The following is a 21,682-nucleotide window of genomic DNA, read 5'->3' on the forward strand; positions in this document are numbered from 1 at the left end:
AAATTCGGCACGATCTAAGTGAACGTCAGGGTTGGCGTGGGTATTGACGGTTGAAAAAAATGCACCCAAGGAGGTGCTATGTCCACGATTGACCTATGCCTTGTCGCCACCCGGCGCCCGGACCTGCTTGCCCAGACGCTGGCGAGCTTCCGGGACAAAATCTTTTCCAGGCTCGACCTGCGCGGCGCCTACCTCAATCTCGATCCGGTTTTCGGATCGGAGGAGGATCATCGTGCCTGCGTCGAGATATTCCGCAACCATTTTCCCGACGGAACCGTGTTCCAGCCCGAGAGCCCGGGCTTTTGTGCGGCCGTCGCGAAACTCTGGTCGGCCACCAGCGCCGACTACGTCTTCCACCTGGAGGACGACTGGATCTCGCTGAGGGACATGGGCGAAGAACTGCTGGCGCCCTTCGCGGACCCGGCGATCAGCCAGGTCTCGTTCCACACGGCGGACCAGAACTGGAATATCCGCCGCAAGGGCCATTTCCATCGGCGCAACGAATACGCGTATCTGTTCGGGATCAAGATCCCGCTGTTTCGCACTTTCCCGAAATTCACGACGTCGCCGTCGATCCTTCGCGGCGACTTCGCGCGGCAATGCGCCGGCCTGATGGACCTCTCGCGTGATCCGGAAAAGCAGTTCTATTCGGGCGTCAACCCGGCGATGGAGGCCTATGTCGCCAGTCGCCGCAACTATATCTTCTCGCCCGAGGCGCAGCCGGTCATCAAGGATATGGGCCGGGAATGGCGCGAGCAACGCCGCATCCAGAAGGTGATCACCGACTCGACCTCGGTCTGGCGGCAAAGCGCCTAAGCGGCCGGGCCTGGACCGGATGGCTCGAAACGAAGCGATACAAGCGGGACGATGGCCCCGCTTGTATCGGTACCTTCACGCAGTCACGGCAGCGTCCTTGCGCTGAAAGCCCTTGCTCGCGACCATAAGGCTGCGCGTGTAATCTTCACCGATACGCCCGGCGACGAGGTCCGCCGAGGACAAGCGCTCGACGACGCGTCCACCCTGCATCACCGCCAACCGATCACACATATGGGTGACGACACCGAGATCGTGGCTGACCATGATGAAGGTCAGCTTATGGTCGCGCCGGACCTGTTCCAGGAGATTCAAGACTTCCGCCTGGACCGAGGCGTCGAGCGCCGAAGTCGGCTCGTCGAGCAGCAGGATCGAGGGTTCAAGGATCAGCGCCCGGGCGATCGCAACGCGCTGGCGCTGACCGCCCGACAGCTGGTGCGGATAACGGAAGCGGAAACCCGACCCGAGACCGACCTCGTCAAGCGCCTTCAGGATGCGCCGCTCGCCGTCGGCCACGCCGTGGATCGCCAGCGGCTCCAGCAATTGCCGGTCGATCGTCTGGCGCGGGTGCAGCGAGCCATAGGGATCTTGAAACACCATCTGCACGGCGCGGTAGAAGGCCTTGTCGCGCTTTGCCCCCTGCAGAACACGATCATGCACGCGAATGGTGCCGCCGGTGACGGGCGCGAGACCGGCGATCGCCCGAAGCAAGGTCGACTTGCCCGATCCGGACTCGCCGACGAGCCCGAAGGATTCGCCCGGCGCAATCTCGACGCTGACGTCGTTCAGCGCCTTGAACTCGTCATAGGTGACGGAAAGGTTCGAAACGGAAACGGCTGAGGTCATTGGGCCCACTCCGGCTTGCGGTCGAGAACCGGCAGAGGATGACGATCGGATCCGATCGCCGGCATGCAGTTCAGCAAACCTTGGGTATAGGGATGCTTGGCATTGGCAAGCTCGGACGCCGCCAGTTCCTCGACGATCCGGCCGGCATACATGACGATCACGCGGTCACAGAAGGACGACACGAGCCGCAGATCGTGCGACACGAAGACCAGACCCATGCCTCGATCGGCGACGAGCTTGTCGAGGATGCCAAGCACTTCGAGCTGTACCGTCACGTCGAGCGCCGAGGTCGGCTCGTCGGCGATCAAGAGTTCCGGCCCGGCAACCAGCATCATCGCGATCATCGCGCGCTGGCCCATGCCGCCCGAAACCTCGTGCGGGTAGAGATCGTAAACGCGCTTCGGATCACGGATCTGCACCGCGGCCAGCATGTCGAGTGCCCTCTCCCGGGCCTCGCCGCGGCTGACATTTTCGTGCTGCCGTAGCGTCTCGACGATCTGCCGGCCGATGCTCATCACCGGGTTCAACGAGTACTTGGGGTCCTGCAGGATCATCGCGATCCGCTTACCCCTGAGATCCCGGCGGACCTTCGGCGATGCGGAGAGCAGGTCGATGCCGTCAAAGTTCAACTGCTTTGCCGTCACCTGCGCATGACCAGGCGTCAGCCCCATGATCGCCCGGCCGGTCTGCGACTTGCCGGAGCCGCTTTCGCCGACGATGCCGAGGCGCTCGCGGCCGAGCGTGAAGGAGACGCCGCGCACGGCCTCGACGAGGCCGGTGCGGGTCGGGAACGAGACCTTGAGGTCTTCAACGGTCAGAAGCGCACTCATTGGCCGCTCTCCCGCGGATCGAGCGCGTCGCGCAGACCGTCGCCGAGCAGGTTGAAACCGAGGCTGACGATCAGGATCGCGATGCCGGGCATCGTTGCCACCCACCACTGGTCGAGGATGAAACGGCGACCGGAAGCGATCATGGCGCCCCATTCCGGCAGCGGCGGCTGTGCGCCGAGGCCGAGGAAGCCGAGGCCCGCGGCCGTCAGGATGATGCCGGCCATGTCGAGCGTGACACGCACGATCAACGACGACATGCACATCGGCATCACATGGCGGAAGACGATACGGATCGGCGATGCGCCCATGAGCTGCACGGCGGCGATGTAGTCGGAGTTGCGCACCGTCAGCGTCTCGGCGCGGGCGATACGCGCATAGGGCGGCCAGGAGGTGATGGCGATCGCGATGACGGCGTTCTCGATGCCCGGTCCGAGCGCTGCCACGAAGGCGAGCGCCAGAACCAGTTTCGGGAAGGCGAGGAAGATATCGGTGATACGCATCAGCACTGCGTCGACCCAGCCGCCAGCATAGCCGGCGACAGCGCCGACGATGAGCCCGACAGGTGCTGCGATGATCGCAACGAGAAGCACGACGGCAAGCGTCAGCCGCGAACCATGGATCAGCCGCGAGAGAATATCGCGGCCGAGATCGTCGGTGCCGAGCAGGTAGCCGGGGGTTCCCGGCGGCAGCAGACGGGCGTTGGCAAGATCCCCGATATAGGGCGAATGCGGCGCCAGGAAATCGGCGAAGGCGGCAACGAAGACCAACGCCAGCAGGATGAGCAGGCCGAGAACGGCGAGCTTGTTGGCGGCAAAACGCTGCCACGTCATATAGGCACGGCCAAGCCGGGCCTGGGTGCGCGACTGCGGGCGATCGGACAGCAGCCATTCGCGACGCGTCATCGCACGGGTTTCGGTAACGGTACTCATCGCTGGCGCGTCCTCGGGTCGAGCGTCCGGTAGAGAAGATCGGACAGGAGATTGATGCCGATGAAGACCGAACCGATGATGATGGTGCCACCAAGCACGGCGTTCATGTCGGCATTCTGCAGCGAGTTGGTGATGTAGAGACCGAGACCTGGCCAGGCGAAGACGGTTTCCGTCAAGACCGAGCCCTCGAGCAGGCCGGCATAGGAGAGCGCAATCACCGTGACGAGCGGCACGGCCGCGTTCCGGAGCGCGTGGCCCCAGATGATCCGGGTCTCGGACAGGCCCTTGGCGCGCGCCGCGACGATGTACTCCTGCTGCAGCTCGTTGAGCATGAAGCTGCGCGTCATGCGGCTGATATAGGCGAGCGAGAAGTAGCCGAGCAGCGAGGCCGGCAGAATGATGTGGCGGAACACATCCCAGAGCACGTCCCACTGCCGCTGCCAGAGCGCGTCGAACAGGTAGAAGCCTGTGATCGGCGTGAACGTGTACTCGAACACGATATCGATACGGCCGGGATAGGCGACCCACTTCAGCCGCGCGTAGAACACCAGCAGCGACAGGAGCGCCAGCCAGAAGATCGGCACGGAATAGCCGACAAGGCCGATGACGCGCACGATCTGGTCGGCAATGCTGCCGCGCTTGACGGCCGCAAGTACGCCGAGCGGAACGCCGAACAGGGCGCCGATGAGCGTGCCGAGCGTCGCGAGCTCCATGGTCGCCGGGAAGACGCGGCGGATGTCGGTCATCACCGGATTGGTCGTCAGCACCGAAACGCCGAAGTCACCGGTCAGCGCCTGGCGGACATAGATGAAGAATTGTTGGTAGAGGGGCAGATTGAGCCCCATCGCCTCGCGCGTCCTTTCGACGACATGCGTCGGCGCCCGGTCGCCGAGAACGGCCAGAACCGGGTCGATCGGGATTACCCGGCCGATGAAAAAGGTGACGGCCAGAAGGCCGAGATAGGTGGTGACGACAACGACAAGAAAGCGCAGCACCGCTGCCACGATCTTACCGGGACGGGCGCGTTTGCGCCCGCCCACTGTCCCTGTTGCGCTCATGCTCAAGGGAACGATCCTTTCGGTTTATTCCTTCGAGACGGCTTATTCTTTGGTGATGCCGGCGACGAAGTTGGTGTCGAAGCTCGGACCGAGCTTCAGGCCCTTGACGTTGCCGCGGTAGCCGGCGACTTCGGTCTGCTGGAAGATGATGACGAACGGGCTTTCGCCCAGCACCGTCTTCTGCAGTTCCTTGTAGGTCTCCGCACGCTTGGCGCTGTCGCGCTCGAGCAGAGCGTCCTTGGTCTTCTTCGTCAGCTCCGGAACGTCCCAGGCATTGCGCCAGGCAAGGGTCTTGTTCTTGCCTTCGTCGGAGTTGTCAGGGTTGCTGGTGAAGGTTTCGGCGTTCGAGTTCGGGTCGAAATAGTCCATGCCCCACTGACCGATATACATGTCGTGGTTACGGGCACGATACTTCGTCAGCGTCTGCTTGCCGTCGCCGGGGATGATTTCGAGCTTCACGCCGGCCTGGCCCAGCGTCTGCTGGAAGGACTCGGCAATGCCGGTGACCGGCTGGCCGTTGCGAACGTCCATGGTGACGGTGAAGCCGTCGGCAAGGCCGGCCTTGGTCAGCAGTTCCTTCGCCTTGGCAACGTCGAGCTTGTAGGGGTTCTCGTCGAGTGCACCCAGAACGCCCTTCGGCAGGAAGCTCTGGTGGATCTCGCCGATGCCCTTGATGAGGGTCGAGCCGATGGCATCGTAGTCGACCAGATACTTGAACGCTTCGCGCACTTCGGGCTTTGCGAGGTTCGCATTCTTCTGGTTGAGGCTGATGTAGTAGACCGTGCCCTTCGGCGCGTTCGTGGTGGCGAGGTCGGCATTCTTCGAAACGGCGTCGAAATCGCCCGGCTCGAGGTTGCGTGCCACGTCGATATCGCCCGCTTCAAGCGCCAGGCGCTGGCCCGAGCTTTCCTTCATGTGGCGATAGATGACGCGAGCAAGCTTTGCCTGTTCGCCATAGTAGTTTTCGTTGCGCTCGAGAACGATGACTTCGTTGGCGCGCCATTCGCGCAGCTTGAATGGGCCCGAGCCGGCATAGCCGGTCTTCAGCCATTCATTGCCGAAGTCGTTGTCATACTTGTACTCGTCCGTCGGCGTGACCGGCTTGACGTTTTCGAGCACGAGCTTCTTGTCGAGCACGGCGCCCACGGTTGCCGTCAGGCAGTTCAAGACGAAGCTCGGCGCATAGGCCTGATCGACGGTGAAGACAAAGGTCTGCGCGTCCGTTGCCTTGGCCTTTTCCGTCACGTTGTCGCCCGTAAGGCCGAACTGGGTGAGGATGAAGGCCGGGCTCTTGTCGAGCTTCACGGCACGCTCGAAGGACCAGGCGACGTCTTCAGCGGTCACCGGATTGCCGGAAGCGAACTTCAGGCCGGGCTTCAGCTTGAACGTATAGGTCAGGCCGTCGTCGGACACGGTCCAGCTGTCGGCGAGGTCGCCGACGACCTTGGTCGTGTCGTTGATGTCGAGGCGCACCAGCATGCTGTAGGTGTTGCCGGTGATTTCGGCCGCGGTCAGCTCGAAAGCTTCGCCCGGATCCATGGTAATCACGTCGTCGATCGCAAAGGCTTCGACCAGCGTGTCCTTCGGCGTTTCCGCAAAGGCCGGTGCGGTTGCAGCCATCACCATGGCCAGCGCCGCAGAAGCCGTCAGAAGACGAAGACGTCCATTGAGCTTGTGCATCATGTTTGCAGTTCCCTCGTTTGCGCCCTTTTGGGCCCCTTCTTCATGGGTTCAGGCGGCCTCGTGCCAAGCCTGTCCCAGAACTCTCCACCAGTTCTCCCGGCATATCTTTGCCAGTTCGGCATCACCATATCCGGCGCTTCTGAGCGCCGCAACGAGCGCCTGACTACCGGCCGCATCAGCAATCTCCTCGGGGATCGTTGCCCCGTCGAAATCCGACCCGAGTGCGACGCAGTCGATGCCCATGCGCTCGATGAGATAGTCGACATGGCGCACCATGTCGGAAAGCGGCGTTGCGGCATTTTCCTGGCCGTCGGCGCGCAGCATCGTCGTCGCGTAATTGAGCCCCACGAGGCCCTTGCTTTCGCGGACGGCGTCGAGCTGCTTGTCGGTCAGGTTGCGCGCGACCGGGGTCAGCGCATGCGCATTCGAATGGCTGGCGACCAGCGGCTGGTCGGTGGTCTTCGCCACGTCCCAGAAGCCCTTCTCGGTGATGTGTGCAAGATCGATCAGAATGCCCAGACGGTTGCAGGTCCGCACGAGCTCGAAGCCGGCGTCCGTCAGTCCGGGTGCGGTGTCCGGAGACATCGGATAGGAGAACGGTACGCCATGACCGAAGACGTTGTGGCGGCTCCAGACCGGCCCGAGCGAACGCAGGCCAGCGGCATAGAACGTTTCGAGCGCGGAAAGATCGGCGCCGATCGCTTCGCAGCCTTCCATGTGGAGGACCGAGGCGAAGACGCCGGCCTCGACCGCCCTACGGATTTCGGCGGTCGACCGGCAGAGCTTCCACGCCCCTGCCCGGTCGAGGCGGACGGCGATATCGGCGAGCTCCATGGCGATCGCCAGCGACGGCAGGTGCTCGAGCGGTGCCGAAAGCGGCGTTTCGTAGTGACCGTTCTCGTTCGGCGGCTGCAGGACGAGATCTCCCGAGGGCACGTAGATTGCCGAGAGGCCACCAACGAGACCGCCCGCCTTGGCGCGCGGCGCATCGATATGGCCCTGGTCGATGCCGTCGACGAATTCGCGTACCGGGTCCTGGCCCTTCCGGGCGTTCTGCCACAGACGCAGAAGCACGTCGTTATGGCCATCGAAAACCGCCTGCATTCCTGAATTTCCTTATCATTTCAGGGAGATCGGACGGGCCGTTCGGGTCGCGTCCAGGGGAAAGTCGAAGCGATGCTAGTGAAAGCCCAAAGCCTTTTCAATGAATATCAGGGGGTTTTACCCAGGCCTGCCTGTAGCGAAATGTTGCATGATTGCCGCATAGCCGCTGGCAAACACGGTGCCGCAGGGCTTCGAACCCCAGCCAAGGGATGAAAACCCAGCGTTTCTCATGCAAGGAGAATGGCTTGGGCCCACGGATCGGGCCGACATGCTGCATGATGCGGCACAGGGAGGTTGGTGGTGCGTTCGTTTTCTCTTGCGGGCTCGGAGAGGCCCTGGGGCCGCATCGCTGCGACGCTTCTCCTGGCGGCCACCCTTGCGGCCTGCGCCGGACGCCCCGTGGGCGTGCTCGTCCCTTCGGGCACGACGGGTGGCGCCTCCAAGGTCGATCTGCTGGTCGCAACCACCCGTGCCCCCTCCACCGAGCCGGGCGTGCTTTTTAGCGGCGAACGCTCAGCCGAGCTTTCGCTGACGGAAATTGCCGTCTCCATTCCGCCGGAAAAGAACCGCAAGGTCGGCCAGGTGCAATGGCCGACGAAGCTTCCCGCCAATCCGGAGCGGGATTTCTCCACCGTCAGCGTCACGCCGCTCAATCAGGGCAACGACGTGCAGAACTGGGTGAAAGGTCATCTGCCGAAAACCCGGCGCGTACTGATCTTCGTTCACGGCTTCAACAACCGCTACGAAGACGCCGTTTATCGTTTCGCCCAGATCGTGCACGACAGCGGCACCGATGTCGCGCCCGTCATCTTCACCTGGCCCTCGCGCGCCAGCATATTCGACTACAATTACGACAAGGAAAGCACCAACTATTCGCGCGACGCGCTGGAGGAACTGCTGCGGCGTGCCTCAAGCAATCCTGCTGTCGGCGAAATCACCGTCATGGCCCATTCCATGGGGTCGTGGGTGACGGTCGAGGCACTGCGCCAGATGGCGATCCGCGACGGACGCATCGCGCCCAAGATCACCGACGTCATCCTGGCGTCGCCCGACCTCGACGTCGACGTCTTCGGCCAGCAGATCCGCGCCATGGGTACGAAGCGCCCGAAGTTCACGCTGTTCGTATCGCGCGACGACCGGGCGCTGACCTTGTCGAGGCGTATCTCCGGCAATGTCGACCGCCTCGGCCAGATCGACCCGACCGCCGAGCCCTATCGCACGCAACTGGAACAGGCCGGCATCAGCGTCATCGATCTGACAGCGCTGAAGGGCGGCGACAAGCTCAACCACGGGAAGTTCGCCGAAAGCCCCGAAGTCGTGCGCCTGCTTGGCAACCGGCTGATCGCCGGCCAGACCGTGACCGATTCCGATGTCGGTCTCGGCGAACGCATCGGCGCCGTCACGCTCGGCGCCACGCAGACGGTCGGCAATGCCGCGAGCCTGGCGGTTTCGACGCCGATCATGATCTTCGATCCCAACACCCGCAGGAACTACGACGGGCAGCTGCGGCGTCTCGGCCAATCGATGGAAAACACCGTCGGCTCGGCAGTGACCCCTTGGACACCGCCGGAAAGCGGGGGAGCCGCGAAAAGCAACACCCCCGACCGTCACTCTCGTTAGACGGGCAGCTCGCGCCGCTCGGCTTCCGTCACCATCGCGAGGTCGAGCACTTTCTGCAGGTTCGCCGCATGGCGGAACCCGGGCTCCTCCGTCTTGCCCTTACGGACGGCGGCCACGAAGCGCTCGTAGTTCGTCGCGACGGTGCCCGCATCGACATCGCGCCAGGTCGCGGTTTCGACGTCCGCCCCGAGGCAGGCGCGCAGCGTCGATCCATCGGGCGTGTGCACCACTTCGAGGGCACCCTTGTCGCCGTGTAGCCTCAGCCGGAGCTCGTTCAGATGCCCGGTCGCCCAGCGGCTGGCATGGACGACGCCCATGGCGCCGTTGCCGAACTCGGCCGTCATGACGAAGCTGTCATTGGCGTCGAGATCATACTCGCCGATGCGGTTATCAGGCGCCTTGTCGAAGGTCTTCAGCCGCGCGAAGACCCGGGCGGCGTCCGTGCCCGCGCCATAGCCGGCAAAGTCGAGAATGTGGATGCCGACATCGCCGAGCACGCCGTTCGAGCCGTGCTTCGTCGAGAGCCGCCACAGCCATTGCGATTCCGTCGCCCAGTCGCCCCAGGCCTTGGAAACGAGCCAGCTCTGCAGATAGGACGCTTCGAGGTGGCGCAGCTTGCCGACCTCGCCGGCAAGCACCATTGCGCGTGCCTTCTGCAGCGGCGCGACGTTGCGGTAGGTGAGGTTGACCATGGTCACAAGGCCGGAACGCTCGGCCGCTTCCGCCATCTCTGCCGCCTTGGCATAATTCTCGGCGAGCGGCTTTTCGCACAGCACATGCTTGCCGGCGGCAATGAGCGCCAGCGTCGTCGGGTGATGCGCCTTGTCGGGCGTCACGTTCGTCGCCGCATCGAACTTGCCCCAGGCGATCGCCTCGTCGAGCGAGGTGAAGGTCGCGGCAATGCCGTGCTTGTCGGCAAAAGCCTTGGCCCGGGCGGGATCGACATCGACAGCGCCGACCATCTCGACGCCTTCGATCTTGGTAAAGGCCTGGGCATGGCTGTTTGCCATGCCGCCGGTTCCTACAATGAGAAGACGCATGATGCTCACCTGTATCCTGCTTCGCCGGCCTGGTGCAGCCTGGGGCCGCGCTCGACGATCGGCTCCAGCGCCTTTTCGACCGGTACGTTTGGTGCGTCGTGGATCGCCGTGTAGCGGTTGTCGGCGTTGTAGGCCCACTTCACCGAATTGCGCAGCACCTTCTGGACATTGCCGTCGTGATAGGTCGGGTAGGTTTCGTGGCCGGGACGGAAATAGAAGATGTTGCCGGCACCGCGGCGCCAGGTCAGCCCCGAGCGGAACACTTCGCCGCCGGCAAACCACGAGATGAAGACGGTTTCGAGCGGCTCCGGCACCGAGAACTGCTCACCGTACATTTCCTCGTTCTCGAGCACGAAGTTCTCCTCGATGCCTTCGGCGATCGGGTGACGCGGATTGATCGCCCAGACGCGCTCACGCTCGCCTGCTTCGCGCCATTTTAGCGCGCAGGGCGTGCCCATCAGCCGCTTGAAGATCTTGGAGAAGTGGCCGGAGTGCAGCACGATCAGGCCCATGCCCTCCCAGACGCGCTTGGCAACGCGCTCGACGATCTCGTCGCTGACGGCGCCGTGGTCCTTGTGGCCCCACCAGAGAAGCACATCGGTGTTGGCAAGGCGCTCGACGCTCAGGCCATGTTCCGGCTCCTGCAGCGTCGCCGTCGTCGCCTCGATCGCAGCTTCCGTATTCAGCGCCGCCGCGATCGTATTGTGCATCCCGTTTGGATAGATGCTGCGGACGATTTCGTTGGTCTGCTCGTGAATATTCTCGCCCCAAACAACTGTTCTGATAGGCACGGCCATTCTCCTTGCGTGTTCGCCCGTTACGGGCCTGTCGTCTTACGATAGATGGGGCCGCCAGGAATTGGCGACCCCGAAGCTCTGGGTGTCTTCAGTTTGATCGGGGTCTGGTCAGGCAGCCCCTTTCATGGGTGCGCGGCCGAGAGCCTGCCCCGATGCATCGAAGCGGTGGATGCTGCCGCCGAGCGGCGAGATGTGAATTGTCTCACCCGGCCGGTGATGCGAGGTGCCACCTTCCCGGACGATGACCGGTTCGCCAGCGCCGATTTCGAGATAAATGTAGCTGTCGGACCCCAGCATTTCGGAATGCACCACCGTTCCCGACCATTGACCCCCACTCGCCTTGATCTCCAGATGCTCCGCTCGGATGCCGATCGTATGGGCATCGTAGGGCGCAGCCAGTGCGCCGGACAGAAAGTTCATCTTCGGCGAACCGATAAAGCCGGCGACGAAGACGGAGTTCGGGCTTTCATAGAGTTCGAGCGGCGTGCCGATCTGTTCGACCCGGCCATCCCGTAGCACGCAAATGCGATCGGCCAGTGTCATCGCCTCGACCTGGTCGTGGGTGACATAGATCATCGTCGTCTTGTGCATGCTGCGATGCAGCTTGGCGATCTCGATGCGGGTCGCAACGCGCAGCGCCGCATCGAGATTGGAGAGCGGCTCGTCGAAGAGAAAGACCTTGGGATCGCGCACGATAGCCCGGCCGATCGCCACGCGCTGGCGCTGGCCGCCGGAGAGCTGCCGCGGCAGCCGCTGCAGATAGGGCGTCAGCTGCAGCATCTCGGCTGCCGCCTCGACGCGCTTCTTGCACTGCTCCTTGTCCTTGCCGGCAAGCTGCATGCCGAAGGACATGTTCTCGAATACCGTCATATGCGGGTAAAGCGCATAGGACTGGAACACCATCGCGATGCCGCGCTTCGACGGCGTCAACTGGTTGACCACCTGGCCGTCGAAGGACAGCGTGCCCGATGAGATGTCTTCGAGCCCGGCGATCAGCCGCAGCAGCGTGGACTTGCCGCAGCCGGAGGGCCCGACAAAGACCATGAATTCGCCGGCCCGGATATCCATGCTGACGCCCTTGATCACCTCGAAGGCGCCGAAGGACTTGCGGATGTTGCGCAATTGGAGCTCTGCCATATTTTCTCCCCTTATCCTTTGACGCCGCCGGCGGTGAGCCCGGAGATGATCCGCCGCTGAAAGATCAGCACGAGAACAACCAGTGGCACGGTGACGATGATCGATGCGGCCATGATGTTGCCCCACGGAATTTCGTACTGGCTGTTTCCCGAGAGCAGCGCGATCGCGACCGGCACCGTGCGCTGGCTGTCCGATGAGGTGAAGGTCAGCGCGAACAGGAACTCGTTCCAGGCGGCGATGAACGCGAGCAGCCCCGTCGTCACCAGCGCCGGCCACATCAGCGGCATGAACACGCGGGTGATGATCACCCAGGGTGTGGCGCCATCGACGATCGCCGCTTCCTCGATCTCCACCGGCAGATCGCGCATGAAGGTGGTGAGCACCCAGACCGTGAACGGCAAGGTGAAGATCATGTAGGAAAAGATCAGCGCCAGGGGCGTGTTGAAGATGCCGACCGAGCGGATGAGTTCAAAGAGGCCGGCAAGCACCGCGATCTGCGGAAACATCGACACCGACAGGATCGTCAGAAGCAGGAGCCCGCGACCGCGGAACCGCACTCGCGCCAACGCATAGGCAGCGGTGACGGCCAGGAGCAACGACACGGCAACGACGATCGTTGCGACCAGCAGCGAATTGGCGAGATTGCGCAGGAAGCCGCTGCTGGTGACGATGCCCGCGTAGTTGTCGAAGGAGATCTCGGTCGGCCAGTAGTCGACCCGGAACAGCGCCGTCCCGGATTTAAAGCTCGTCAGCACCGCATAGTAGAACGGGAAGACGGCCATGATGATGATGGCGGCAACGAGGGCGTAGAACGCCGTGCGCTTGGCAAGGGTGGCAACCATCAGCGCTCTCCTTCGAGATTGACGCGGCCGAACCACATGTAGGCGACGGTGATCGCCGCGATGATCAGGAACAGCATCGTCGAGGCCGCGGCGCCATAGGCGAACTTGTCGAAGTCAAACAGGTTTTCGCGCGCGAGCACCGACATCGTCTTGGTCTTCGCGTTGTTGGGCGTCAGCACATAGATGAGATCGAAGATGCGCAGCGCATCGAGCATGCGGAAGATCACCGCCACCATCAGCGCCGGCCGGATCAAGGGCAACGTCAACCGCCAGAAGACCTTGAGCGGATGCACGCCATCGATCTTGGCCGCCTCATAGATATCCGACGGTACCATCTGCAGGCCGGCCAGCATCAGGAGCGCCATGAACGGCGTCGTCTTCCAGACGTCGACGATCAAAACGGCGACCATCGCGGTCTCCGGATTGGCGGTCCAGGCGACCTTCTGGCTGATGAGGCCGAGGCCGAGCAGAAGATCGTTCAGGATGCCGAACTGATCGTTGAGCATCCAGGCCCACATCTTGGCGGACACGATCGTCGGGATCGCCCAGGGAATCAGGATTGCGGCGCGCACCAGCCCGCGGCCCGGGAAATTCGCATTCAGGACCAGCGCGACGATCAGGCCGAGCACCGTCTCGATGGTGACGGAAACGGCCGAGAACTTCAGCGTGTTCCAGACGGCGTTCCACCAGGCCGGATCGGCAAGCAGGCCGTTATAGACGGTGCGCCCGCTCTTCAGCGTGATCCAGGAAAGGTAGTTCTTGAAGCCGACGAACTCGGCGCCTTCGAGGTTGGTCAGCGACGCATTGGTGAAGCTGAAATAGACTGTGCGAATGAGCGGCCAGCCGGCGACGAGTGCCAGCACCAGAAGCGTCGGTGCGAGAAAGATCCAGGCGGAGCGGATGCGCTCGGCGTTGAGATCGGAGCGGATCCGGGCCTGCTGCCCAAGGGCGGAAGGCGGGTCTGCGACGGAAATGTCGGTCATGTCTGTACTCACCCTTGCCATTCGGCGCACGGCCGAGCGGTTGATCGGAGAGAAAAGGCGGTGGCTCGGTGGAGCGAAGGGAGGCTTGACAAGCACTCCCCTCGCCCCCGGGAGGATCACCAGTTGTCGCCCTTCATCTCGGTGAGTTCGACTTCGAGCAGTTCAAGATTTTCCGCTGCCGTGCCGTTGCCGGAAAGCGAGTTGTGCACCGCGTTCCAGAACTTGGCGGAAACCTCGTTGTATTTGACCTTGGTGACGGCCGACGGGCGCGGCACCGCGCTTTCGAAGATCGGTTTCCAGGCCGGCATGAACGGCTGGGCCTTGGCGACCTCCGCATCGTCGTAGAGTGCGGCAACCGTCGGCAGGTTCGAAAGCTCGATCGCCCGGCGCTTCTGCACCTCGGCGGACGACAGGAACTTGGCGAGCGCAATCGCCGCCTCCTGGTCGTCGGAATATTTGGAGACGGCGACGTTCCAGCCGCCGAGCGTCGAAGACGGCTGGTCACCATCGGTGGCCGTCGGCAGCGGCGCGACGGCAAACTTGCCCTTCACAGCGCTGTCATCGCCATTGCCGAGCGCATAGGCATAGGGCCAGTTGCGCATGAAGACGGAATTGCCGGTCTGCCAGACCCCGCGCGATTCCTCCTCCTGATAGGCAAGCACGCCCTGCGGCGAGATCGTGCCGACCCATCCCTTGATCCGGTCGATTGCGGCGGCCGCCTTCTCGTTGTTGATCGAGATCGTGCCGTCGGGCTCGACGATCTGGCCACCGCCCGACGACTTGACCCATTCGAGTGCGTTGCAGGTCAGGCCCTCATAGGCATTGCCCTGGAAGACATAGCCCCAGAGATCGGCTTGGCCGGCGGCCCGCTCCTTCTCCTGGATTTCCTTGGCGGTCGCAGCCAGCTCGTCCCAGGTCTTCGGCGGCGTCTTGCCGTATTTTTCGAGCAGGTCCTTGCGATAGAACAGTGCCGGTGCATCGGTGAAAACCGGCAAGGCCACGAGGCGACCGTTCACCGTCTGCGAAGCGATGATCGACGGGAAGTGCTGGCCAACAACGTCCTTTGCCGCCTCCGTCAGATCGACGAACTGGTCGGCCAGTTGCGGCGCCCAGACGACATCGGTCTGGTAGACGTCGACATCCTTGTTTCCGGCGGCAAGCCACAGCCGGTACTGGCTGAACTGCTCGCTGCTCGATGGCGGCATGGTGACCAGGCTCACCTTGTGCCCGGTCTGCTTCTCGAAAATGTCCAGCTGTTCGCGAATGAAATGGACGTTCTTCCCGGTCGTGTTGGCGGCGAGCGAAAGCTCGGCGGCGCCAGCCGTCCCGGCTGCAACGATTGCGGCACAAAAACTCAGCACATTGAGCGTGGTTGTCATTGGGTCGACTCCTCCTGTTCCCCCTCCCACCGCACGAAAGCTCCTCGGCAAATTCGAAAGCGGTTTGGATAAGAAAAAGTTGGCAGAAGACGGAAAAACTGTCAATCCACACACTTAGAAAAGTCCATTTGGCGTGGATTATTACAAATAATCGTTATTTTTCAACAAAATAGCAATGGGAGAAAAAAATCGACCGCCCCTCACAGAACCCCATAAAATCAAAGGGGAACTGTATTAATTTAAAACGGTTTGGTAAAATACATACCCGGCCTGTAGAACCTAGCGTCCCCGACAAACCGATTGTTACGGGCAGCGAAGGTGTATATTTCTGGGACCGGGCTAGGCTTGAGGAAACGCATTTCGAATGAAGCTGAGGGAGTTCGCACAACAACTGGGGCTTTCGCCGACGACGGTCAGCCGGGCGCTGAGCGGTTATCCCGAAGTCAGCGAAAAGACGCGCAAGCGCGTGGCCGAAGAGGCAACCCGCCTTGGCTATCGTCCGAACATCAATGCGGTGCGGCTCGCCACCGGTCGGGCCGGCGCGATCGGCGTGGTCATGGGCCGCTCCGGCGAGTTCCATTTTTCCGAGTTCATGGGTGGCCTGGCCGAACGGCTCGGCACCGAGGATATCGACATTCTCGTCAGCCCAATGGACGACAAGAACCCCACGGGCGAAATCCAGCTCTATAGCCGGCTCGCCGTCAGCGGCCGCGTCGACGCCGTGATCGTACACTCGCCCGAACCGAACGACGAGCGCATCGCCCTCCTCCACAAGCTCGGCATGCCCTTCCTCGTGCACGGGCGCTCCGATATCGACGTGCCGCACGCCTGGCTCGACATCGACAACGAAGGCGCGATCCGCCGCGCGACCTCGCATCTCATCGATCTCGGCCATCGCCGCATCGCCATGATCAACGGCCGGCAGGGCCGCACTTTCTCGCTTCACCGCGACAAGGGGTACCGCGACGCGCTGCAGGCGCGCGGCATCGCCTTCGATCCGCGCCTCGTCGCCCATGGCAACTTTACCGACGAACTCGGCTTTCGCTTCGCGCGCTCGTTCCTGGAGCAGACGCCTCGCCCGACCGCCTTCGTTGCCGGCTCGATGATGACAGCGCTCGGCATCTACCGGGCAGCACGGTCCATGGGCCTGGAGATCGGCCGCGAGGTCTCGGTCATCGCCCATGACGACGTTTTCCCTTACCTCACGGCCGACAACATGGTTCCGTCGCTCTCGGCGACACGCTCTTCGATGCGGGCGGCGGGCGCGCGCTCGGCCGACCTCGTGCTGCAGCTTCTCTCAGGCCGGCCGACCGAAGAGGTTCACGAACTCTGGCCGGTGGAACTGATCCTCAGGGAATCGACCGCGCCACCGCAGGGCGCTTGAGGACAGGCGCTGCCGACCGCTTCAGTGGAAGGTCGACTTGGAAAAGAGATTGAGGACCACCACGCCTGCTATGATCAGCCCCAGTCCGAGGATCGCCGCCAGATCGAGCTTCTGCCCGAAGGCGAAGTAACCGACGAGCGAAATGAGCACGATGCCGAGCCCGCTCCACACCGCATAGGCGATGCCGACGGGGATGAAGCGCAGCGTGTAGGACAGGAAGAAGAAGGCGATCGCATAGCAGACCACCATCATCACCGTCGGCCCCAGCCGGGTGAAATGCTGTGCGGCCTGCATCGCCGAGGTGCCGAGCACTTCGAAGACGATGGCTGCAACCAGGACGGTATAGAGCATGGCGGGGTTCATCGGGGACTCCATTCCGGACCAGAGCAGTTCCAGGAAAAGTGCAAAGCGGTTTTCCGTCCGGAACTGCGTGATTTCAAAGACTTAGATCACTCCAGTGTTTCGATAAAACGATGAAGTTATCTATTGCGCCGAAAGCGCCTTGAGATTTTCAACCAGACCGACCCGCGCCTCCGCATCGAGGTCGTGGCTCTGCATCAGATCCGCGAGCCAGACGCCGTCGCAGGCGAAACGCGCAAGCACGCAGCCGGTCGAACCGTCCGTCTCCGCAAACTCCGCCGATCGCCGGCCGACCCAGTCGCGCCAACGGCTCTTCAGATGCGGCTCGGCAATCAGCGCGATGGTCAGCATGCGCCAGCCCGGCACGTCTGTTGCCGGATCGAGCGCGAAGCAGACATCGATATAGGCGCGGGTGAAGCGCCCCTTCGCCACCGGATCGCGCGCCATCGCCGCCTCGATCTCGCGATCGAACCGTGTCACCAGGTCGTCGAACAGCCCGTCGAGCAGCGCGAGCTTGTTCGGGAAATGGTGCAGCAGCCCGCCCTTGCTGACCCCGGCTGCCTGCGACACGGCATCGAGCGTGATGCCAGCCACGCCCTGCTCGTGCGAAAGGCGTGCGGCAACCTCCAGCAATTGCTGGCGCACCTGTTCCGGCTGTTTCTTGCGACGATGAGCTTCGGTCATGCACCCATAAAGATACCGTCTGGACGGTTTGTCAAGAGAAGTGTTGTTTGACCGCGATGAAACGCCGCAAATTCCGCGTTCTGAAAACCGTTGTCCGCCCGGTCGCGGCGCGCTAGGACCGAACGAACGAAGGACGCAGAGCATGGCGGAACCGGAAACCACGACCCTCTACGAAGCCATCGGCGGTGACCCGACGGTCCGCGCCCTGACGCGCCGTTTCTATGAGCTGATGGACACGTTGCCAGAAGCGGCGCGCTGCCGTGCCGTGCATCCGCCCGATCTTTCCGGAAGCGAAGAGAAGTTTTACGAGTACCTGACCGGCTGGCTCGGCGGGCCGCCCATCTATGTCGAAAAGCGCGGCCATCCGATGCTGCGCCGTCGCCATTTCGTCGCCGAGATCGGGCCTGAGGAACGGGACGAGTGGCTGCTTTGCTTTACCCGCGCGCTTGAGGAAACGATCGACCATCCGAAGCTCCGGCAGATCATCCTCGACCCGATCACCCGCCTCGCCCTTCACATGCAGAACAAGGAATGACCATGTCGCACAGCGGATTTCGCGCCACGACGCTATTTGTTGCCGGTTTGATGGGCCTGACCGGCGTCGTCAGCGCGGCCGCCGCTTCGCATGGCGACGACCCGAGGCTGCTTGCCGGCATTTCGGCGATGTGCCTCGCCCACGCCCCGGCGTTGGTGGCGCTCTACGCCGCCTGGCCGCACTTTCGAACGGCGGCCGTTGCCGCGCTCCTGATCGCGGCTGGCACGGCGCTGTTTTCGGCCGATCTCGCCATGCGCCATGTTGCAGGCCACGGTCTCTTCCCGATGTCCGCTCCGCTCGGCGGCACGACGATTATGGCGGGGTGGCTCGCCGTTTCGCTCGGCGCCTTCCTGCCGAAGAAGACGGCCTGACCCCAAAACAATCCGCCTCCCGGAGAGGTCCATCCGGGAGGCGAATAACACGCAAAATCAGGATCATATGTCCGCGCCGGCGCGCGGATCAGGCGCCTTCAACGGCCGAAAAACCCTCGAACTTCGGCGGACCGAGATACATCGCCCTGTTCTCGCCGGCGTTCTTGTGGGCCGCGCGAAAATTCTCCGACTTGGTCCAGGCTGAAAACGAATCCTTGTCCTTCCAGACCGAGTTCGAGACGAAGAGCGTGTAGCCCTCCTCCGGCACGCTGTCGCCGCGCAGCAGATGGAAGGAAACGAAGCCGGGCATTTCGGAAAGGCTGGAATCGCGCCCCTTCCACACCGCTTCGAAAGCCTCCTCGTGGCCGATGGCGATACGAAAACGGTTCATGGCAACAAACATCTTGGTCTCCTAGGTCCTTTCGCCGATACGGCGAAACGATCTGAATCTTTAAACGGACGCAACCCCGCACGGAAAACCGCTTCGCACTTTTCCTGGAATTGCTTCCTAGCTTACGCATTTCCGGACGGAAAACCGCTTCGCACTTTTCCTGGAATTGCTAGGCACTTTCCTTCTTGAGGGCGGCATCGCTTGTGGCCCGTGGAAAGGCGAGGATAGTTCCTTCCTTCGGCTCCGCAAGCCCGAACGGGTCGCGCACCGGCGGGCGCGCCTGCCAGGTGGGGAACTCGGCGACGTTGGTATTCTCTTCCACCATCCGCGCCCGTCGCGTCAGGATCTCGTAGAGCTCGGGCACCAGGCCGTCGCCCTGCTGGGCCGCCAGCTTGTGCAAGCCGATCATCATGGCGAGGTCGGGACGTTCTTCGTTCATTGCAAATTCTCGTCTTGTCTTTCAGAGGATTAGCGCTCGTTGCGGCTGGTGGTCAGGTCCTGGAGCGCGCGTTCCAGGCTCGACTTCGAGCCGTTGCGCAGCGGCACGAAGGCCTTGCCCCACTTCTTGCAGCCGGTCTTCACGCGAAGACATGCGTCATGGCTGATGCAGTCGATCGGGCAGAAGACGCAATCGACAGACGGCAGCACGCGGTCGATACGCGAAACGGCCTCACGCAGGCCACCGTCGTGGTGCAACAACTCGGCGCCGAAGGAGCTGGCGATTTCGCGCAAGTGCGCCACCTGGCAATCACGGCCACCGACATACAGGAAGCTGCGCCCTTCGAGCGTCGCCTTGCCGGCCTCCTGGCGGGCCTCGACCGGTTCCGAACCCGAGCGACCCTTGCCGTTCTTCGCCGCATTCTGGTGACGCTTGCCGCGCATGCAATCTTCTCCGTCTGGTCGCGCAACAAGGGCCTTCGTCAGGCAGCCGGTCGCATCGGGATATCCTCTCGACACACACCCTTCGGCTGCGTGACGAGGGCAACCTATTAAACTTGATAAACAGAGTAAAGTATAAACAGGAGTTTTCTAATCATATTTTTTCTTGCAGCTTCTGCGCGAATCCCACCAGCAAGGGGAGAAGGTCAGCGGACGGTCGCAACCATCGGCACGATGAAGGATTCGGAGCTTGGCGCTCCGGCCGGAAACGCCGGGAATGGCGCAGCGCGGCGAACCGCATCGATGGCGGCCTCGTCGATCGCCGGCGAGCCGGAACTGCCCGCGAGGCTGACACGCGTCAGGTTTCCATTCGACGTCAAGGTGAAACGAACGGTCGCCGTGCCGGATACGCCGTCGCGTCTTGCAGCCGACGGAACCTTGAACCGGCGTGTGATCCGCTTGCGGATCTTGCCGCCATAGTTCTCCATGTTGGCGTTGCCGACCTCGGACGCGCGGCTGTTGCCATTCGCAGCGGACGAACTGCCATTCTCCTGGCCGTCCTGCTTGCCCTTGACCTGATTTTGCGCCTGCTCGCCCTGATCGCCCGCCTTCTTGCGGGTGACCTTCTTCTTTTTCACCGGCTCCTTCTTCGGCTCCGGCTTTTCGACCTTTTCCTTCTTCGGCTCCTCGGGCTTTTCTTCCGGCACGACAGTCTCGACCGGCGCGACGCTCGCCGTCACCACAGCCTCGGCGACTTGCAGGGTAGGCATTTCCTCGGCCGGCAGGATCACGTCTGCCTCCGTCGCCGTCAGGTCGTGGGGTTGCTCTGCAGCGATCTCCTGCGTGGGGGCAACATCCTCGACCGGCTGGATCTCGGCGGGCTGAACCTCCTCGGGCAGATCTTCCGTGGGCTCGACGATTTCGGACACTTCACCCGACTGAAGCGTTTCCTCGAATGCATCGCCGAGAAGCGCCACTTCGACGCTTTCGCCACCCTGGATCAGATCCAGTTGCGTCTCGGGCGGGCTGCTACCAAACAGCGTCGCGAGCACGACGCCGTGGGTTGCAAGCGATAAGACGGCGGCCCCGCTCCAGATGACGATACGCTTCATTTCAGCCTTACCTTCGTCGCACCAGGGCGACGCAAACCTCATGCTCGGATTGCCGGACGCGCTAAGCCCCAGTCCCGCTCACCCCTTGAGTTCGACCGCCGACTTAGAGCCGGTCTTGATCCCGCTCATGCAGGCGCCCGGCTGAACCCCGTCGCCGACACAGGCCGGCGCGTCGTTGATCAGCAGGCTCTTCACCGCATCGCAGTTGGTGCCGGGCAGATCGAACTGGCGAACCTTGGTCTTGCCGGCGGGAAGGTCGCGGAAATCGAGCACGGCCATGCGTTCGACCAGCCCCTTCTGGTCGAAAATGACGAACTCGAAGGAAACCTTGCTCAACGACTGCGCGAATTCGTTGCCGGCAACGAAGGTGAGCTTGCAGCCCTTCTGGGACGGCGCCACCTCGTTGAGCTCGATGGTCAGCCCCCCAGCCGCTGCGGTCTCCTGCGCCTTGGCAGCGGTTGCGGCAACGAGAGCCGCAAGAGCAACGGAAACAATCGGAAGGCTGGGAAACTTCATGACGACACCACTCCAAAGGATCGAGCACACCACCGAACGCCGGCCGCACGCCCTTGTCCACAACCCGGCAGCAACTAACTTGAGTTTATAAGTCCGGTATTGCGTCCATAAATAAATATGAGTAATGAAGTCAAGATAGTAATCGAATTGCACGGCGGGAAATGCGGGGAAATCAGCGCGGCCTGCCCACTCGAAACGGCCGAAACACAGTGACCAACGACAACAATCTCGCACGCCCCTCGGAGCCTCCGGTGCTGACCGGACGGGCGCAACGGATCATCGAAAGTCGCGAGCTCTTCGGCACCGAAAACGAGATTCTCATTTCCCACGACGGCGCGATCTACCGCATGAAGATCACCCGCCAAGGCAAGCTGATCCTGAACAAATAG

At 62.6% G+C, this 21,682-nt stretch carries 25 protein-coding genes; 6 read left to right on the plus strand and 19 right to left on the minus strand.

The window, feature by feature from the left end; genetic code table 11:
* Window positions 1–78: 78 nt before the first annotated feature.
* Window positions 79–816: a hypothetical protein gene (locus ASD01_RS14495; protein ID WP_226020614.1), complete on the plus strand. Its 738-nt coding sequence runs from the start codon at window positions 79–81 to the stop codon at window positions 814–816.
* 75 nt (window positions 817–891) lie between these two features.
* Here ASD01_RS14495 and ASD01_RS14500 read toward each other — a convergent pair whose 3' ends face one another.
* The 6 genes from ASD01_RS14500 to ASD01_RS14525 are packed head-to-tail and all read right to left on the minus strand — an operon-like array spanning window position 892 to window position 7,263.
* The gene (locus ASD01_RS14500; protein WP_034793978.1) at window positions 892–1,659 is read right to left on the minus strand and encodes an ABC transporter ATP-binding protein; all 768 of its coding nucleotides are present in this window, start codon (window positions 1,657–1,659) and stop codon (window positions 892–894) included.
* A complete protein-coding gene (locus ASD01_RS14505; protein ID WP_034793982.1) occupies window positions 1,656–2,489 on the minus strand; it encodes an ABC transporter ATP-binding protein in 834 nt (277 codons plus the stop codon). The genes ASD01_RS14500 and ASD01_RS14505 overlap by 4 nt, the downstream gene beginning before the upstream one ends.
* Window positions 2,486–3,418, minus strand: coding sequence for an ABC transporter permease (locus ASD01_RS14510; protein ID WP_034793984.1), 933 nt, complete (start codon window positions 3,416–3,418; stop codon window positions 2,486–2,488). The genes ASD01_RS14505 and ASD01_RS14510 overlap by 4 nt, the downstream gene beginning before the upstream one ends.
* Entirely contained in the window at window positions 3,415–4,476 is a 1,062-nt protein-coding gene (locus tag ASD01_RS14515) for an ABC transporter permease (RefSeq protein WP_034793987.1), read from the minus strand. The genes ASD01_RS14510 and ASD01_RS14515 overlap by 4 nt, the downstream gene beginning before the upstream one ends.
* Window positions 4,477–4,518: 42 nt before the next feature.
* Window positions 4,519–6,159 carry an ABC transporter substrate-binding protein gene (locus ASD01_RS14520; protein WP_034793990.1) on the minus strand — a complete coding sequence of 547 codons (1,641 nt, stop codon included), beginning with the start codon at window positions 6,157–6,159 and terminating at the stop codon, window positions 4,519–4,521.
* Between the two features lie 48 nt (window positions 6,160–6,207).
* Window positions 6,208–7,263: a dipeptidase gene (locus ASD01_RS14525; protein WP_034794001.1), complete on the minus strand. Its 1,056-nt coding sequence runs from the start codon at window positions 7,261–7,263 to the stop codon at window positions 6,208–6,210.
* 345 nt (window positions 7,264–7,608) lie between these two features.
* Here ASD01_RS14525 and ASD01_RS14530 point away from each other — a divergent pair, with 345 nt between their 5' ends.
* Window positions 7,609–8,883 (plus strand): alpha/beta hydrolase, encoded by a 1,275-nt coding sequence (locus ASD01_RS14530; protein ID WP_234798763.1) that lies wholly within the window; start codon window positions 7,609–7,611, stop codon window positions 8,881–8,883.
* Here ASD01_RS14530 and ASD01_RS14535 read toward each other — a convergent pair.
* The 6 genes from ASD01_RS14535 to ASD01_RS14560 form a co-directional block, all read right to left on the minus strand.
* A complete protein-coding gene (locus tag ASD01_RS14535; protein ID WP_034794226.1) occupies window positions 8,880–9,923 on the minus strand; it encodes a Gfo/Idh/MocA family protein in 1,044 nt (347 codons plus the stop codon). The two genes, ASD01_RS14530 and ASD01_RS14535, sit on opposite strands and share 4 nt — an antisense overlap.
* Window positions 9,924–9,928: 5 nt before the next feature.
* Window positions 9,929–10,720, minus strand: coding sequence for a ThuA domain-containing protein (locus tag ASD01_RS14540; protein ID WP_210333263.1), 792 nt, complete (start codon window positions 10,718–10,720; stop codon window positions 9,929–9,931).
* Window positions 10,721–10,828: 108 nt separating this feature from the next.
* Window positions 10,829–11,857: an ABC transporter ATP-binding protein gene (locus ASD01_RS14545; protein WP_060644105.1), complete on the minus strand. Its 1,029-nt coding sequence runs from the start codon at window positions 11,855–11,857 to the stop codon at window positions 10,829–10,831.
* Window positions 11,858–11,868: 11 nt separating this feature from the next.
* The gene (locus ASD01_RS14550; RefSeq protein WP_034794005.1) at window positions 11,869–12,699 is read right to left on the minus strand and encodes a carbohydrate ABC transporter permease; all 831 of its coding nucleotides are present in this window, start codon (window positions 12,697–12,699) and stop codon (window positions 11,869–11,871) included.
* Window positions 12,699–13,682 carry a carbohydrate ABC transporter permease gene (locus tag ASD01_RS14555; protein WP_034794007.1) on the minus strand — a complete coding sequence of 328 codons (984 nt, stop codon included), beginning with the start codon at window positions 13,680–13,682 and terminating at the stop codon, window positions 12,699–12,701. The genes ASD01_RS14550 and ASD01_RS14555 overlap by 1 nt, the downstream gene beginning before the upstream one ends.
* Before the next feature lie 116 nt (window positions 13,683–13,798).
* Window positions 13,799–15,061 carry an ABC transporter substrate-binding protein gene (locus ASD01_RS14560; RefSeq protein WP_051659303.1) on the minus strand — a complete coding sequence of 421 codons (1,263 nt, stop codon included), beginning with the start codon at window positions 15,059–15,061 and terminating at the stop codon, window positions 13,799–13,801.
* Window positions 15,062–15,425: 364 nt separating this feature from the next.
* Between ASD01_RS14560 and ASD01_RS14565 the strand changes: the two genes are divergently transcribed.
* Window positions 15,426–16,445, plus strand: coding sequence for a substrate-binding domain-containing protein (locus tag ASD01_RS14565; RefSeq protein WP_034794009.1), 1,020 nt, complete (start codon window positions 15,426–15,428; stop codon window positions 16,443–16,445).
* A 21-nt stretch (window positions 16,446–16,466) separates the two neighbouring features.
* Here ASD01_RS14565 and ASD01_RS14570 read toward each other — a convergent pair whose 3' ends face one another.
* Window positions 16,467–16,808 (minus strand): DMT family transporter, encoded by a 342-nt coding sequence (locus tag ASD01_RS14570; protein WP_034794243.1) that lies wholly within the window; start codon window positions 16,806–16,808, stop codon window positions 16,467–16,469.
* A gap of 120 nt (window positions 16,809–16,928) precedes the next feature.
* Window positions 16,929–17,489 carry a TetR/AcrR family transcriptional regulator gene (locus tag ASD01_RS14575; protein WP_034794011.1) on the minus strand — a complete coding sequence of 187 codons (561 nt, stop codon included), beginning with the start codon at window positions 17,487–17,489 and terminating at the stop codon, window positions 16,929–16,931.
* Between the two features lie 142 nt (window positions 17,490–17,631).
* On the opposite strand from ASD01_RS14575, the gene ASD01_RS14580 reads away from it, so the two are divergent.
* Complete coding sequence (locus ASD01_RS14580) at window positions 17,632–18,024, plus strand: globin domain-containing protein (protein ID WP_034794012.1); 393 nt, start codon at window positions 17,632–17,634, stop codon at window positions 18,022–18,024.
* Window positions 18,025–18,026: 2 nt separating this feature from the next.
* Window positions 18,027–18,395, plus strand: coding sequence for a DUF423 domain-containing protein (locus ASD01_RS14585; protein ID WP_034794246.1), 369 nt, complete (start codon window positions 18,027–18,029; stop codon window positions 18,393–18,395).
* Between the two features lie 88 nt (window positions 18,396–18,483).
* On the opposite strand, the gene ASD01_RS14590 is transcribed toward ASD01_RS14585, so the two are convergent.
* The 5 genes from ASD01_RS14590 to ASD01_RS14610 all read right to left on the minus strand — a co-directional run bounded on the left by ASD01_RS14590 (window position 18,484) and on the right by ASD01_RS14610 (window position 21,293).
* The gene (locus ASD01_RS14590; RefSeq protein WP_034794014.1) at window positions 18,484–18,798 is read right to left on the minus strand and encodes an antibiotic biosynthesis monooxygenase family protein; all 315 of its coding nucleotides are present in this window, start codon (window positions 18,796–18,798) and stop codon (window positions 18,484–18,486) included.
* 157 nt (window positions 18,799–18,955) lie between these two features.
* Complete coding sequence (locus ASD01_RS14595) at window positions 18,956–19,225, minus strand: hypothetical protein (protein WP_034794016.1); 270 nt, start codon at window positions 19,223–19,225, stop codon at window positions 18,956–18,958.
* Between the two features lie 29 nt (window positions 19,226–19,254).
* Window positions 19,255–19,668: a DUF2325 domain-containing protein gene (locus ASD01_RS14600; RefSeq protein WP_034794019.1), complete on the minus strand. Its 414-nt coding sequence runs from the start codon at window positions 19,666–19,668 to the stop codon at window positions 19,255–19,257.
* Window positions 19,669–19,871: 203 nt separating this feature from the next.
* Window positions 19,872–20,777: an energy transducer TonB gene (locus tag ASD01_RS14605; protein WP_034794022.1), complete on the minus strand. Its 906-nt coding sequence runs from the start codon at window positions 20,775–20,777 to the stop codon at window positions 19,872–19,874.
* A 78-nt stretch (window positions 20,778–20,855) separates the two neighbouring features.
* Window positions 20,856–21,293: a hypothetical protein gene (locus ASD01_RS14610; RefSeq protein WP_034794025.1), complete on the minus strand. Its 438-nt coding sequence runs from the start codon at window positions 21,291–21,293 to the stop codon at window positions 20,856–20,858.
* 251 nt (window positions 21,294–21,544) lie between these two features.
* Here ASD01_RS14610 and hemP point away from each other — a divergent pair, with 251 nt between their 5' ends.
* The gene (gene hemP / locus ASD01_RS37595) at window positions 21,545–21,682 is read left to right on the plus strand and encodes a hemin uptake protein HemP (RefSeq protein WP_034794249.1); all 138 of its coding nucleotides are present in this window, start codon (window positions 21,545–21,547) and stop codon (window positions 21,680–21,682) included.

It is taken from the genome of Ensifer sp. Root423, assembly GCF_001426275.1.
In the GTDB taxonomy this organism is placed as follows: Bacteria; Pseudomonadota; Alphaproteobacteria; order Rhizobiales; family Rhizobiaceae; genus Ensifer; species Ensifer adhaerens.

Coding starts and splice junctions, on each gene's coding strand:
- ASD01_RS14525 (WP_034794001.1), bottom strand. CDS start 7,263: ATGCAGGCGGTTTTCGATGGCCATAACGACGTGCTTCTGCGTCTGTGG.
- ASD01_RS14610 (WP_034794025.1), bottom strand. CDS start 21,293: ATGAAGTTTCCCAGCCTTCCGATTGTTTCCGTTGCTCTTGCGGCTCTC.
- ASD01_RS14565 (WP_034794009.1), top strand. CDS start 15,426: ATGAAGCTGAGGGAGTTCGCACAACAACTGGGGCTTTCGCCGACGACG.
- ASD01_RS14575 (WP_034794011.1), bottom strand. CDS start 17,489: ATGACCGAAGCTCATCGTCGCAAGAAACAGCCGGAACAGGTGCGCCAG.
- ASD01_RS14595 (WP_034794016.1), bottom strand. CDS start 19,225: ATGAACGAAGAACGTCCCGACCTCGCCATGATGATCGGCTTGCACAAG.
- ASD01_RS14570 (WP_034794243.1), bottom strand. CDS start 16,808: ATGAACCCCGCCATGCTCTATACCGTCCTGGTTGCAGCCATCGTCTTC.
- ASD01_RS14515 (WP_034793987.1), bottom strand. CDS start 4,476: ATGAGCGCAACAGGGACAGTGGGCGGGCGCAAACGCGCCCGTCCCGGT.
- ASD01_RS14510 (WP_034793984.1), bottom strand. CDS start 3,418: ATGAGTACCGTTACCGAAACCCGTGCGATGACGCGTCGCGAATGGCTG.
- ASD01_RS14585 (WP_034794246.1), top strand. CDS start 18,027: ATGTCGCACAGCGGATTTCGCGCCACGACGCTATTTGTTGCCGGTTTG.
- ASD01_RS14500 (WP_034793978.1), bottom strand. CDS start 1,659: ATGACCTCAGCCGTTTCCGTTTCGAACCTTTCCGTCACCTATGACGAG.
- ASD01_RS14555 (WP_034794007.1), bottom strand. CDS start 13,682: ATGACCGACATTTCCGTCGCAGACCCGCCTTCCGCCCTTGGGCAGCAG.
- ASD01_RS14580 (WP_034794012.1), top strand. CDS start 17,632: ATGGCGGAACCGGAAACCACGACCCTCTACGAAGCCATCGGCGGTGAC.
- ASD01_RS14545 (WP_060644105.1), bottom strand. CDS start 11,857: ATGGCAGAGCTCCAATTGCGCAACATCCGCAAGTCCTTCGGCGCCTTC.
- ASD01_RS14495 (WP_226020614.1), top strand. CDS start 79: ATGTCCACGATTGACCTATGCCTTGTCGCCACCCGGCGCCCGGACCTG.
- ASD01_RS14520 (WP_034793990.1), bottom strand. CDS start 6,159: ATGATGCACAAGCTCAATGGACGTCTTCGTCTTCTGACGGCTTCTGCG.
- ASD01_RS14540 (WP_210333263.1), bottom strand. CDS start 10,720: ATGGCCGTGCCTATCAGAACAGTTGTTTGGGGCGAGAATATTCACGAG.
- ASD01_RS14550 (WP_034794005.1), bottom strand. CDS start 12,699: ATGGTTGCCACCCTTGCCAAGCGCACGGCGTTCTACGCCCTCGTTGCC.
- ASD01_RS14535 (WP_034794226.1), bottom strand. CDS start 9,923: ATGCGTCTTCTCATTGTAGGAACCGGCGGCATGGCAAACAGCCATGCC.
- ASD01_RS14600 (WP_034794019.1), bottom strand. CDS start 19,668: ATGCGCGGCAAGCGTCACCAGAATGCGGCGAAGAACGGCAAGGGTCGC.
- ASD01_RS14505 (WP_034793982.1), bottom strand. CDS start 2,489: ATGAGTGCGCTTCTGACCGTTGAAGACCTCAAGGTCTCGTTCCCGACC.
- ASD01_RS14605 (WP_034794022.1), bottom strand. CDS start 20,777: ATGAAGCGTATCGTCATCTGGAGCGGGGCCGCCGTCTTATCGCTTGCA.
- ASD01_RS14560 (WP_051659303.1), bottom strand. CDS start 15,061: ATGACAACCACGCTCAATGTGCTGAGTTTTTGTGCCGCAATCGTTGCA.
- ASD01_RS14590 (WP_034794014.1), bottom strand. CDS start 18,798: ATGTTTGTTGCCATGAACCGTTTTCGTATCGCCATCGGCCACGAGGAG.